At 69.8% G+C, this 12,780-nt stretch carries 8 protein-coding genes and 1 pseudogene; 8 read left to right on the plus strand and 1 reads right to left on the minus strand.

Translation table 11 applies throughout. From position 1 onward, the window contains the following. Positions 1–75 precede the first annotated feature (75 nt). Entirely contained in the window at positions 76–3,570 is a 3,495-nt protein-coding gene (gene dnaE, locus AMO33_RS11315) for a DNA polymerase III subunit alpha (RefSeq protein WP_060593431.1), read from the minus strand. Between the two features lie 324 nt (positions 3,571–3,894). On the opposite strand from dnaE, the gene AMO33_RS11320 reads away from it, so the two are divergent. The 8 genes and pseudogenes from AMO33_RS11320 (at position 3,895) to acs (ending at position 12,730) form a co-directional block, all read left to right on the plus strand. Then, positions 3,895–4,344: a hypothetical protein gene (locus AMO33_RS11320; RefSeq protein WP_060592504.1), complete on the plus strand. Its 450-nt coding sequence runs from the start codon at positions 3,895–3,897 to the stop codon at positions 4,342–4,344. Between the two features lie 83 nt (positions 4,345–4,427). Next, positions 4,428–5,618, plus strand: a complete 1,191-nt coding sequence (locus AMO33_RS11325) for a sensor histidine kinase (protein ID WP_060592507.1) — start codon at positions 4,428–4,430, stop codon at positions 5,616–5,618. Between the two features lie 47 nt (positions 5,619–5,665). Beyond that, the gene (locus AMO33_RS11330; protein ID WP_041560015.1) at positions 5,666–6,457 is read left to right on the plus strand and encodes a LytR/AlgR family response regulator transcription factor; all 792 of its coding nucleotides are present in this window, start codon (positions 5,666–5,668) and stop codon (positions 6,455–6,457) included. Beyond that, positions 6,454–6,819: a hypothetical protein gene (locus AMO33_RS11335; protein ID WP_086838736.1), complete on the plus strand. Its 366-nt coding sequence runs from the start codon at positions 6,454–6,456 to the stop codon at positions 6,817–6,819. Before AMO33_RS11330 ends, AMO33_RS11335 begins: the two co-directional genes overlap by 4 nt. A 1-nt stretch (position 6,820) precedes the next feature. Continuing rightward, positions 6,821–8,566 carry a sodium/solute symporter gene (locus AMO33_RS11340; protein WP_060592509.1) on the plus strand — a complete coding sequence of 582 codons (1,746 nt, stop codon included), beginning with the start codon at positions 6,821–6,823 and terminating at the stop codon, positions 8,564–8,566. Between the two features lie 136 nt (positions 8,567–8,702). Continuing rightward, the gene (locus AMO33_RS11345; protein WP_011208325.1) at positions 8,703–9,059 is read left to right on the plus strand and encodes a DUF485 domain-containing protein; all 357 of its coding nucleotides are present in this window, start codon (positions 8,703–8,705) and stop codon (positions 9,057–9,059) included. Beyond that, positions 9,056–10,691, plus strand: a pseudogene (locus AMO33_RS11350) (solute symporter family protein). The gene AMO33_RS11345 and the pseudogene AMO33_RS11350 overlap by 4 nt, the downstream one beginning before the upstream one ends. Positions 10,692–10,774: 83 nt before the next feature. Next, a complete protein-coding gene (gene acs, locus AMO33_RS11355) occupies positions 10,775–12,730 on the plus strand; it encodes an acetate--CoA ligase (RefSeq protein ID WP_060592511.1) in 1,956 nt (651 codons plus the stop codon). Positions 12,731–12,780 lie beyond the last annotated feature (50 nt).

Below are 12,780 nucleotides of genomic sequence, written 5' to 3' on the forward strand. Positions count from 1 at the left end.
GCCGCGCATGCCGATCCGTTCGGCATGCGCGGCGCACGTACCGGCCTCTCGTCGAGGCCGCACCCGGGGACGGGCTCAGCTGGTCAGGCAGCTGGGGCCGAGCAGCGCCTTGAGATCACCGAACAGCGCCGACGAGGGCGACACCCGCAGGCTGTCGGAGAGTTTGAGCATCGTGGTCCTGTCCCGTGCGCCGACATAGCGGACGTGCACGTCGGAGGTGCCGGGGTGGCGGGTGAGCACCCGCTTGAGCTCGCCGATCTTGTCGGGCGTGCACATGCGGCTGGTGATGGTGACCGCGAGCGGTTTGGCCACGCCGATCGCGGACAGGTCCGGGACGGCGAGATCGTTGGCGATCAACGAGATCCGGTCGTCACGCACCGAGACCCTGGCCTTCACCAGCACCACCGCGTCCTCCACCACGTCGGCGCCGAAGACCGAGTACGCCTGCGGGAAGAACAGCACCTCGATGCCGCCGGTGAGGTCCTCCAGCTGCGCCGAGGCCCAGGCCAGGCCGTTCTTGTTGATGCGGCGGTTCACCGAGGCGAGGATGCCGCCGATGGTCACCTGCGCGCCGTCCTTGACGTCGCCTTCGAGGATGGCGGGGATCTGGGTGTCGGCCTGGGCGGCGAGCACGTGCTCCACGCCGTTGAGCGGATGCCCGGAGACGTAGAGGCCCAGCATCTCCCGCTCCAGGGCGAGCTTGTGCTTGGTCTCCCATTCCTCGTCGGGCACCTTCACGTTGAACACGCTGGTCACCGACTCGTCGGCGTCCATGCCGCCGAACAGGTCGAACTGGCCGATGGCCTCGGCCTTCTTCGTCGCCATCACCGCGTCGATGGCGTCGGAGTGGATCAGCATCAGGCCCTTGCGCGGATGCCCGAGCGAATCGAAAGCGCCAGCCTTGATGAGGGATTCGGTGACCTTCTTGGTACAGGCGATGGCGTCGATCTTGTTCAGGTAGTCGGAGAAGTCGGTGAACTTCGACTTCTCCTTGCGCGCCTGGATGATCGAGGCCACCACGTTCGCGCCGACGTTGCGCACCGCGCCGAGGCCGAAGCGGATGTCCTTGCCCACCGAGGCGAAGTTCTGCTCGGATTCGTTGACGTCCGGCGGCAGCACGGTGATGCCGAGCCTGCGGCAGTCCGAGAGGTAGACCGCGGCCTTGTCCTTGTCGTCGCCGACGGAGGTGAGCAGGCCCGCCATGTACTCGGCCGGATAGTTGGCCTTGAGATAGGCGGTCCAGAACGAGACCAGGCCGTAGCCCGCCGCGTGCGACTTGTTGAACGCGTAGCCGGCGAACGGGAGGATGGTGTCCCACAACGCCTTGATCGCGGGCTTGGAGAAGCCGTTCTCCAGCATGCCCGCCTCGAAGCCCTCGAACTCGGCCTCGAGCACCTCGGCCTTCTTCTTGCCCATCGCGCGGCGCAGGATGTCTGCTCGGCCGAGCGAGTACCCGGCCACCTTCTGCGCGATCTGCATGATCTGCTCCTGGTACACGATCAACCCGTAGGTGTCGGCCAGGATGTCCTTCAGCGGCTCCTCGAGCTCGGGGTGGATCGGTTTGACCTCTTGGCGCCCGTTCTTGCGGTCGGCGTAGTCGTTGTGGGCGTTCATGCCCATCGGGCCGGGGCGGTAGAGGGCGAGCACGGCGACGATGTCCTCGAAGCCGGTGGGCTGCATGCGCCGCAGCAGATCGCGCATGGCGCTGCCGTCGAGCTGGAACACGCCGAGGGTGTCACCGCGCGAGAGCAGTTCGTAGGTGGCGGGATCGTCCAGCGGCAGGTTGTCCATGTCGAGGTCGATGCCGCGGTTGGCCTTGATGTTGTCGAGCGCGTCGCCGATGACGGTGAGGTTGCGCAGGCCGAGGAAGTCCATCTTGAGCAGGCCGATGGCCTCACACGACGGGTAGTCCCAGCCGGTGATGATGGCGCCGTCCTGGGCGCGCTTCCACAGCGGGATCGCGTCCATCAGCGGTTCGGAGGACATGATCACCGCGCAGGCGTGCACGCCCGCGTTGCGGATCAGGCCCTCCAGACCGCGCGCGGTCTCGTAGATCTTGGCGACGTCGGGGTTGTTCGCGATGAGCTCGCGGACCTCGGCGGCCTCCTTGTACCGCTCGTGCTCGGGGTCCATGATGCCCGAGAGCGGGATGTCCTTGGCCATGATCGGCGGCGGCAGCGCCTTGGAGATCTGGTCGGCGATGGCGAAGCCCGGCTGGCCGAACTGCACACGGGCCGAGTCCTTGATGGCGGCCTTGGTCTTGATGGTGCCGAAGGTGATCACCTGGGCGACCCGGTCGCTGCCCCACTTCTCGGTGGCGTAGCGGACCATCTCACCGCGGCGGCGATCGTCGAAGTCGATATCGATGTCGGGCATCGAGACGCGCTCGGGGTTGAGGAAGCGCTCGAACAGCAGCCCGTGCGGGATCGGGTCGATGTTGGTGATGCCCATCGCGTAGGCGACCAGCGAACCGGCCGCCGAACCGCGGCCGGGACCGACCCGGATGCCGACCTCGCGGGCATGGTTGATCAGGTCGCCGACGACGAGGAAGTAGGCGGGGAAGCCCATCTCGCAGATGACGCCGAGCTCGTACTCGGCGCGGCGCAGGTACTCCTCGGGCACCCCGTTCGGGAAGCGCCGCTCCAGCCCGCGCATGACCTCCTTGTGCAGCCAGCTGGCCTGGGTCTCGCCCTCGGGCACCGGGAAGATCGGCATCCGGTCCCGGTGCTCCCACACCGCGTCGTAGGACTGGACGCGCTCACCGATCAGCAGCGTGTTGTCGCACGCGCCGGGCACTTCCGCGTCCCAGATGGCGCGCATCTCGTCGCCGGACTTGAGGTAGTAGCCGGAGCCGTCGAACTTGAAGCGGGTCGGGTCCGACAGCGTCTTGCCGGTCTGCACACACAGCAGCGCCTCGTGGTTGGCGGCGTCGGACTCGTAGACGTAATGGCAGTCGTTGGTGGCCAGCGGCGGGATGCCGAGCTTGCGGCCGATGTCGAGCAGGCCCTCGCGCACCCGGCGCTCGATGGACAGCCCGTGGTCCATCACCTCGAGGAAGAAGTTGTCGGGACCGAAGATCTCCTGCCACTTGGCCGCCGCCTCCAGCGCCTCGCGCTCGTGACCGAGGCGCAGCCGGGTCTGCACCTCGCCCGAGGGGCAGCCGGTGGTGGCGATGATGCCCTCGGCGTGCTGGGCGATGATCTCGGCGTCCATGCGCGCCCACTTGCCGAGCTGGCCCTCGATGGAGGCCAGGCTGGACAGCTTGAACAGGTTGCGCAGGCCGGTCGCGTTCTCGGCGACCATCGTCATGTGGGTGTAGGCGCCGGAGCCGGAGACGTCGTCGCCCTTCTGGCTGGGGTCGCCCCACTGCACGCGCTTGGTGTCGAACCGGGAGCCGGGCGCGATGTAGGCCTCGATGCCGATGATCGGCTTGAGCCCGTGCTTCTTGGCCGAGTTGTAGAACTCGCTCGCGCCGTACATGTTGCCGTGGTCGGTCATGCCGACCGCGGTCATGCCCAGTCGCTTGGCCTCCGTGAACAGCGGAGAGATCTTCGCCGCGCCGTCGAGCATCGAGTACTCGGTGTGGTTGTGCAGGTGAACGAACGATCCGGACGAGGCGGCCAAGACGGTCCTTCCTCCCAAGTGTCTCGACGGGGGTTGGCGCACCGAGTGTATGCCGCCGCGACGACAGGTTTTCCCACCGCCACGCGCCGCCCTGGCGATCTTCGGCGCGTCGCGAGAAAGATCACGGCGCGTCGGGCGGAGCGGCCCGAAAGTCCGGCGGTCGACGTCCGAAAACCGCCGATCCCGGCCCGGTGGTGCGTACGGTTACCTCGCAGCACGACCGTCATGATCGTCCCGACTCCCCCAGGAGGTCATCCAGTGAGGTCATCGATGAGTTCTGCCCGTCCCGTCCGCACCGCCGCCGTCGCCGGTTCGGCGCTGACCGCCCTGCTGGTCGCCACCGCACCCGCCGCCCACGCCGGGCCCGGTGGGGCGTTCGCACCGCTGTACTCGCTCACCCAGGGGCCCTGCGTGGCGATGGTCGCCAGTTCCGTCAACGGCAACGCCTACCCCAACCAGGCCGCCTTCACGGTGAACACCACCATGCTCGGGGTCGGTTCGTGCGAGCTGACCGTCACCCTGCACTGGCGCAATGTGCAGACCGGGCAGACCGGCGAGTTCGCGGTCACCGCGCACGGGCCCGGCTACTGGAGCAACAGCGGGCCGGGAGCGATCTTCGGGCCGGGCGTGGGGTCGTTCACCGGGTGGGTGAGCGTGAACGCGCCCTCGGTCGGCGCCTCGGGCGAGATCCAGTTCGACGTCCCGCAGTACCAGGGCTGAGCCCGCGGGCCGCTCGTCGCCGGACCCCGGTCGCCGGGCGGTGGTGATAATCGGACCATGATCGGGCGACGCGGGAGCACGCGATGACGGCCGGCGCGGTGGCCGTGGCCGTGCTCGCGGCACTGGCCGCGGCGCTGCTGGTGTGGCTGCGCACCCGCCGGGTGGTCACCACCCCCGCCGAGCGGGCGGTGCATTCGGCGCTGCACACCGCCTCGCTGGCGGCGGTGCCGCTGCGCCGCGGCCTCACCGAGGACTCGGCGCAGGAGGCCGCACCGCACCTGCGCGCGCTCACCGGCGCGTCGGCCCTCGGCGTCGCCGACGCCGAGGGTGCGGTGCTGGCCTGGGACGGCACGCACGGCGACCTCGCCGGTGAGTTCACCGAGGTGGCCCGGCGGGCGATCGTCGAGCAGCGGCCGGTGCTGGTAAGCAATCCCAGCCCGGCGGAGCACGGCGCGCGCACGCTCGTCGCGCAACCGTTGATCATCGAGAACAACGGCGTGGTCGGCGCGCTGGGCGTGGTGACCGGCGGTAGGCCGGGACCGGGCATGCTGGGCGCGCTGGCGGAGGTGGCGCGCTATGCCTGCGGGCAGCTGGAGCTGGCCGAGCTCGACGCCTCCCGCGCCCGACTGGACCGGGCCGAGGTGCGGGCCCTGCGCGCGCAGATCAGCCCCCACTTCATCTACAACGCGCTCAACACCATCGCCTCCTTCGTGCGCACCGATCCGGGCCGGGCCAGGGAGCTGATCCTGGAGTTCGCCGATTTCACCCGCTACTCCTTCCGCGCCGCGGGCGAATACACCGTGCTGTCGGACGAACTGCGCAACATCGAGCGCTATCTGGCGCTGGAACGGGCCCGTTTCGGCGACGCCCTGCAGGTGCGGCTGCGCATCGCACCCGAAGTGCTCGGTGTGGTGCTGCCCTTCCTGGCGCTGCAACCGCTGGTGGAGAACGCGGTGCGGCACGGCATCGCCGGGCGTCCCGGCGGCGGTGTGATCACCATCGAGGCGAGCGACGCGGGCACCGACTGCCTGATCAGCGTGGAGGACGACGGCGCGGGCATGGACCCGGAGCTGCTGCGCTCGGGCGCGCTGGACGCGGTCGCCGACGGTCCGGCCGGTGCGGGCGAGTCGGCGCATGTCGGGCTGGCCAACGTCGACGACCGGCTGCGGGCGGCGTTCGGCAACGACTACGGCCTGGTCGTGGAGACGGCGCCGGGCGCGGGCACCAAGGTCAGCCTGCGGGTGCCGAAGTTCCGGGCGGGAGTGCGGGCGTGACGGGTGCGGCGCCCGCCGCGACGGGCGGCCCCTACGATGGACGAACTGTGACGCAGCACACCGGTGCGGCGGCCGCCCTGCGCGTGCTCGCCGTGGACGACGAGAAGCCCGCTCTGGACGAGCTGGTGTACCTGCTGCGCACCCGGCCCGAGATCGGCGAGATCCATGCCGCCGCCGACGCCACCAGCGCGCTGCGGCTGCTGCGCACCCACGCCGTCGACGCGGTCTTCCTCGACATCAACATGCCGGGGCTGGACGGCATGGAGCTGGCGGGCATCCTCTCGGAGTTCGCCAACCCGCCCGCGGTGGTGTTCGTGACCGCGCACGACGACCGCGCGGTGAGCGCCTTCGACCTGGGCGCGGTGGACTATCTGCTCAAGCCGTTGCGGGAGGCGCGGCTGGCCGAGGCCGTGCGCCGGATCAGCCAGGCGCGCGCCACCCCCGCGCAGGCGGCCGCGCCCCGCCAGGATCCCAACGAGGTGATCCCGGTGGAACTGGGCGGTGTCACCACGCTGGTGCACCGCAGCACGGTCAGCTGGGTGGAGGCCGACGGCGACTACGCCCGGTTGCACACCGCGGCCGGTTCCCACCTGGTGCGCATCCCGCTCTCCGCCCTCGAATCCCGCTGGGAGAATGCCGGATTCCTGCGCGTGCACCGCTCGTATCTGGTGGCGCTGCGGCTGGTGACCGGCCTGCGCACGGTCGGCAACGGCACGGTGGTGTGCCTGCGCGGCGAGGGGGACGCGGCGGCGGTGGAGCTGCCGGTGAGCAGGCGGCAGGTGCGCGAACTCAAGCAGCGGCTCGTGCACGGGCCGCGCCAGACCTGGACGCAGCGATGACCGCGCCGCAGCGGCCGCAGCGGGAGCGGGTGGTACTGGCGCAGCGGCGCGGCGCCCGCCGCGTGCTCACCCGCGGCGAGGTGGTCGAGCAGACCGAGATCGGCGAGGCGCTGATCGGCGGGCTGATCCGCGCGCAACTGGGCCTGGCCGTGCGCATGGCGCTGGTGACCGTGCTGGTGCTTGGGTCGCTGCCGCTGCTGTTCACGGTCGCCGAGCTGGGTACCGCGCACGTGTTCGGCATCCGGTTGCCGTGGCTGCTGCTGGGGGTGGCGGTGTATCCGGCGCTGTTCCTCATCGGACGGCTCTATGTCGCGCTGGCCGAACGCAACGAGGCCGATTTCCTCGACGTGACGAGGGATTGACGTGCAGGCGCCCGCGCTCACCCTGGCGGCGCTGCTGCTCGCGGCCCTCGCGACGGTGGCGATCGGCGCCTACGGTGTGCGACTGACCCGCACCACCTCCGATTTCCTGGTCGCCTCGCGCAGCGTCGGCCCGCGCTGGAACGCCGCCGCCATCTCCGGTGAATACCTTTCGGCGGCCTCGTTTCTGGGTGTGGCGGGGCTGATCGCCAAGTACGGCGCCGACGCGCTGTGGTATCCGGTGGGTTTCACCGCGGGCTATCTCGGGCTGCTGATGTTCGTGGCGGCGCCGCTGCGCCGTTCGGGCGCCTACACCGTGCCAGACTTCGCCGAATTCCGGCTCGGCTCGGTGCCGTTGCGGCGGCTGGCCGCGGTGGTCGTGGTGCTGGTCTGCGCGGTGTACCTGATCCCGCAGTTCCAGGGCGCGGGCCTGACCCTGCGCATCCTGCTCGGGGTACCGAGCTGGGTGGGCGCGCTGGCGGTGGGGGCGATCGTGATCGCCAACGTGGTCGGTGGCGGGATGCGCTCGATCACGCTGGTGCAGGCGTTCCAGTACTGGCTCAAGCTCACCGCGGTGGCGCTGCCCGCGCTGGTGCTGTTCGGTCATTTCCTCGGCGCCCACCGGGATCTGGGCACCGCGGCGCCGCCGGTGGTGGCCGAGCAGACGACGGTCGAGATCACCACCGACGTGCTGGTGCAGGTGTCCGCGCCGCAGGAGGTGACGATCGCGGGCAGGCTCGACGACCGGCCGGTGGACGGTGCGGTGGTGCTCGCCCCGGGCAGGCACGAACTGGCCGCGGGCACCGACCTGACGCTGCCCGCCGGAGCGGCCGTCCCGGTGGTCGCGGGCGCTCCCGCCGACGACGCGGGCTGGCTGCGCCCGGGCGGCGGGTTCGGTGAGCCGCATCCCACCTACCAGGTGTACTCGCTGATCATCGCGACCTTCCTGGGCACGATGGGCCTGCCGCACGTGCTGGTGCGCTTCTACACCAACCCGGACGGCCGCGCCGCCCGCGCGACCGCGTTCGCCGTGATCGGGCTGGTCGGGGTGTTCTATCTGTTCCCGATCCTGCTCGGGGTCTTCGCGCGCCTGTGGGTACCGCAGCTGCTCATCACCGGCGCCTCGGACGCGGCGGTGCTGCTGCTGCCCGGCTCGGTGCTCGGCGGGCTGGGTGGGCAGTTGATCGCGGCCCTGGTCGCCGCGGGGGCCATCGCGGCCTTCCTGTCCACCTCCTCGGGACTGCTGGTCAGCATCGCGGGCGTGCTCAGCACCGACATGCTGCGTGGGCGGGTGCGCGATTTCCGGCTGGCCGCGCTGGTGGCGGGGGCGGTACCGCTGGCGCTGTCGCTGACGGTGGTCTCCCTCGACCTGTCCCGCACGGTCGGGCTGGCGTTCGCGGTCGCGGCCTCGACGCTGTGCCCGCTGCTGGTGCTCGGCATCTGGTGGCGCGGACTCACCGCCAAGGGCGCCGCGGCGGGGTTGACGGCGGGCGGACTGCTGGCCGGAACGGCCACCGCGGTGTCGGTGCTGGGCGGGGTCTCCGAGCGGGTGGCCGACGGCTGGCTCGGCGCCGTCCTCGGCTACCCCGCGGCGGTGAGCGTGCCGCTGGCCTTCCTGACCATGATCGCGGTCAGCAAGCTCACCCGCGGGTTGCCCGCCACCCAGGTGCGCGCGGTGTTCGTCCGCATGCATGCCCCGGAGCGGCTCGGCATGGGCTCCGACCGCGAGCCGGGCCTGCGGACCGCCTGACCGCTCGTCGCGCGCAGCCGACCGTTCACCGCACAGATCCGCACCTTCACGGAGTGACCGCAGACACAGTCTCGGCCGCGGCGGTTTTCGCCGTTACCTTCAGCACAGTAATCCACATCACACGTCAGGAACTCCGATGACCAGTACCGACCTCGACGGCACCGCGCCACAGCGCACGCCGAGCGCCGAGGAGTTCGCCCAGGTACAGGCGAGCCCGCAATTCCAGGAGTTGCGTAACCGACTGCGCCGCTTCGTCTTCCCGATGACCGCGGTGTTCCTGCTCTGGTACGTCGGCTACGTGTTGCTCGGCGCCTACGCGCACGACTTCATGGCCACCAAGGTGTTCGGGAACATCAATGTCGGCCTGCTGCTCGGTCTCGGGCAGTTCCTGACCACGTTCGCCATCACCGCCGCCTACGTGCGCTTCGCCAACCGCGAGCTGGACCCGCGCGCGGCCGCCATCCGTGAGCAGCTGGAAGGGGTGCGCGCGTGACCACGTCCCTGCTCGCCGCGGGTACCGTCGGCAACCCCGCCGCCAACATCGCCATCTTCGCCCTGTTCGTGGTGGTGACGATGGTGGTGGTGATCCGCGCCAGCCGCAACAACGCCACCGCCAGTGACTATTTCACCGGCGGCCGCGGCTTCTCCGGTCCGCAGAACGGCATCGCCATCGCCGGCGACTACCTGTCGGCGGCCAGCTTCCTCGGCATCGCCGGCGCCATCGCGGTCTACGGCTACGACGGTTTCCTCTACTCCATCGGCTTCCTCGTCGCCTGGCTGGTGGCGCTGCTGCTGGTGGCCGAAATGCTGCGCAACACCGGCAAATTCACCATGGCCGACGTGCTCAGCTTCCGGCTGCGCGAGCGGCCGGTGCGCACCGCCGCGGCGCTGTCCACGCTGACCGTCTCGTTGTTCTACCTGCTGGCGCAGATGGCGGGCGCGGGCGGCCTGGTGGCGCTGCTGCTCGACATCGACAGCCGCGCGGGGCAGTCGCTGGTGATCGCGGTGGTCGGCGTGCTGATGATCGTCTACGTGCTGGTCGGCGGCATGAAGGGCACCACGTGGGTGCAGATCATCAAGGCCGTGCTGCTGATCGCCGGTGCGGCGTTCATGACGGTGCTGGTGCTGGCCAAGTTCGGTTTCAACCTCTCCGAGATCCTCGGCTCGGCCCAGCAGATGGTCTCCGGCTCGGCCAACGACGCCGTCGCCTCCCGGGACGTGCTCGCCCCCGGCGCGCAGTACGGCGCGAACGAGACCTCCAAGCTGAACTTCCTGTCCCTCGGCCTGGCGCTGGTGCTCGGCACCGCGGGCCTGCCGCACGTGCTGATGCGCTTCTACACCGTGCCCACCGCCAAGGAGGCCCGCCGCTCGGTGGTCTGGGCGATCGCCCTGATCGGCGCGTTCTACCTGTTCACCCTGGTGCTCGGCTACGGCGCGGCCGCCATCGTCGGCCCGGACCGCATTCTGGCCGCGGCGGGCGGACAGAACTCGGCGGCTCCGCTGCTGGCCTTCGAACTCGGCGGTGTGCTGCTGCTCGGCATCATCTCGGCGGTCGCGTTCGCGACCATCCTCGCCGTGGTCGCCGGCCTCACGATCACCGCGTCGGCCTCGTTCGCGCACGACATCTACGCCAGCGTGATCAAGCGCGGCAAGGTCGAGGAGAACGCGCAGGTGCGGGTCTCGCGGATCACCGCCGTGGTGATCGGTCTGCTCGCCATCGGCCTGGGCATCCTGGCCAACGGCCAGAACATCGCCTTCCTGGTGGCGCTCGCGTTCGCCGTCGCGGCGGCCGCGAACCTGCCGACCATCGTGTACTCCCCTGTTCTGGCGGCGGTTCAACACCACCGGCGCGCTGTGGAGCATGTACGGCGGTCTGATCTCGACCATCGTGCTGATCGTGTTCTCCCCGGCCGTGTCCGGCAGCAAGTCGGCCATGCTCCCGGGCATGGACTTCGACTGGTTCCCGCTGTCCAACCCCGGAATCGTCTCCATCCCCTTGGCTTTCGGCCTCGGCATCGTCGGCACCCTGGTCGGTGGCGGCAGGCCCGAGGACCCGGCCAAGGCCGCGGAGATGGAAGTTCGCTCGCTCACCGGTGTGGGCGCGGAGAAGGCCGTCGTGCACTGACGGTCCATCCACCCGAGCTGTCCCGGGCCCGGCACCCCGCCGGGCCCGGGACGACACCGTGACTACCCGATAGGAGATCGACGTTGACCAGCACCACCGACCACGACATCCCCACCCTCGACAGTTACCCGCCGTCGCCGGAGTTTGTTGCCGGGGCCAATGCTGATGGGTCGTTGTATGAGCGGGCGCAGGCTGATCGGTTGGGGTTCTGGGCCGAGCAGGCCCGCCGCTTGTACTGGCACACCCCCTTCACCGAGGTGCTGGACTGGTCCCAGGCGCCGGTGGCGCGCTGGTTCGCCGACGGCCGACTCAACGTCGCCTACAACTGCCTGGACCGCCACGTCCTCGACGGCCACGGCGACCAACCGGCCATCCTGTGGGAAGGCGAACCCGGCGACACCCGCACCCTGACCTACGCCCAACTGCTCACCGAGGTCTCCAAAACCGCCAACTACCTCACCGAACTGGGCCTGAACACCGGCGACCGCGTCGCGATCTACCTGCCGATGATCCCCGAAGCCATCATCGCCATGCTCGCCTGCGCCCGCCTGGGCCTGCCCCACTCGGTCGTCTTCGCCGGCTTCTCCCCCGCCGCCCTGCGCCAACGCGTCGACGACGCCGCCGCCCGCCTGATCATCACCAGCGACGGCCAATACCGCCGCGGCACCCCCACCCCCCTCAAAACCGCCGTCGACGAAGCCCTCACCGAACCCGGCCACACCGTCGAACACGTCCTGATCGTCAACCGCTGCAACCTCGACATCCCCCTCACCCCCGGCCGCGACCTGTGGTGGCACGACACCATCGCCCACGCCCCCACCCAACACACCGCCCAACCCCTACCCGCCGAACACCCCCTGTTCATCCTCTACACCTCCGGCACCACCGGAAAACCCAAAGGCATCCTGCACACCAGCGGCGGCTACCTCACCCAAGCCGCCTACACCCACCACTACGTCTTCGACCACAAACCCGGCCACGACATCTACTGGTGCACCGCCGACATCGGCTGGGTCACCGGCCACTCCTACATCGTCTACGGCCCCCTGGCCAACCGCGCCACCCAAATCCTCTACGAAGGCACCCCCAACACCCCCGACGAACACCGCCACTTCCACATCATCGAAAAATACGGCGTCACCATCTACTACACCGCCCCCACCCTCATCCGCACCTTCATGAAATGGGGCCGCCACATCCCCGACGCCCACAACCTGACCAGCCTGCGCCTACTCGGCTCGGTCGGCGAACCCATCAACCCCGAAGCCTGGCGCTGGTACCGCCACGTCATCGGCCGCGACACCACCCCCATCGTCGACACCTGGTGGCAAACCGAAACCGGCGCCATCATGATCTCCCCCCTCCCCGGCATCACCCACACCAAACCCGGCGCCGCCATGACCCCCCTACCCGGCATCAGCGCCCAAGTCGTCGACGACGACGCCAACCCCGTCACCCCAGGCGAAACCGAAGCCAACGGCTACCTCGTCCTCGACCAACCCTGGCCCGCCATGCTCCGCGGCATCTGGGGCGACCCCGACCGCTACCGCGACACCTACTGGAACCGCTACCACACCCACGGCTGGTACTTCGCCGGCGACGGCGCCAAAATCGACACCGACGGCGCCCTCTGGGTCCTCGGCCGCGTCGACGACGTCATGAACGTCTCCGGCCACCGCATCTCCACCGCCGAAGTCGAATCCGCCCTCGTCGCCCACCCCGCCGTCGCCGAAGCCGCCGTCGTCGGCGCCACCGACCCCACCACCGGCCAAGGCATCGTCGCCTTCGTCATCACCAACACCACCACCAACCCCCACACCACCCCCGACCAACTCATCACCGACCTCAAAACCCAAGTCGCCCAAGAAATCAGCCCCATCGCCCGCCCCCGCGACATCCACATCGTCCCCGAACTCCCCAAAACCCGCAGCGGCAAAATCATGCGCCGACTCCTCCGCGACATCGCCGAAGGCCGCCCCCTCGGCGACACCAGCACCCTCGTCGACCCCACCGTCTTCGAAGCGATCGCCAAGCGCTGAGACACGTCGGTCGAGGAAACCGCCGCGGGCGGCGTACCCGGTCTCATGAG

The organism is Nocardia farcinica, from assembly GCF_001182745.1.
Lineage (GTDB): Bacteria > Actinomycetota > Actinomycetes > Mycobacteriales > Mycobacteriaceae > Nocardia > Nocardia farcinica.

Excerpts from the sequence above, each read along its gene's own strand:
- dnaE (WP_060593431.1), bottom strand. The coding sequence starts at position 3,570 with ATGCTCGACGGCGCGGCGAAGATCTCTCCGCTGTTCACGGAGGCCAAG.
- AMO33_RS11320 (WP_060592504.1), top strand. The coding sequence starts at position 3,895 with ATGAGTTCTGCCCGTCCCGTCCGCACCGCCGCCGTCGCCGGTTCGGCG.
- AMO33_RS11325 (WP_060592507.1), top strand. The coding sequence starts at position 4,428 with ATGACGGCCGGCGCGGTGGCCGTGGCCGTGCTCGCGGCACTGGCCGCG.
- AMO33_RS11335 (WP_086838736.1), top strand. The coding sequence starts at position 6,454 with ATGACCGCGCCGCAGCGGCCGCAGCGGGAGCGGGTGGTACTGGCGCAG.
- AMO33_RS11345 (WP_011208325.1), top strand. The coding sequence starts at position 8,703 with ATGACCAGTACCGACCTCGACGGCACCGCGCCACAGCGCACGCCGAGC.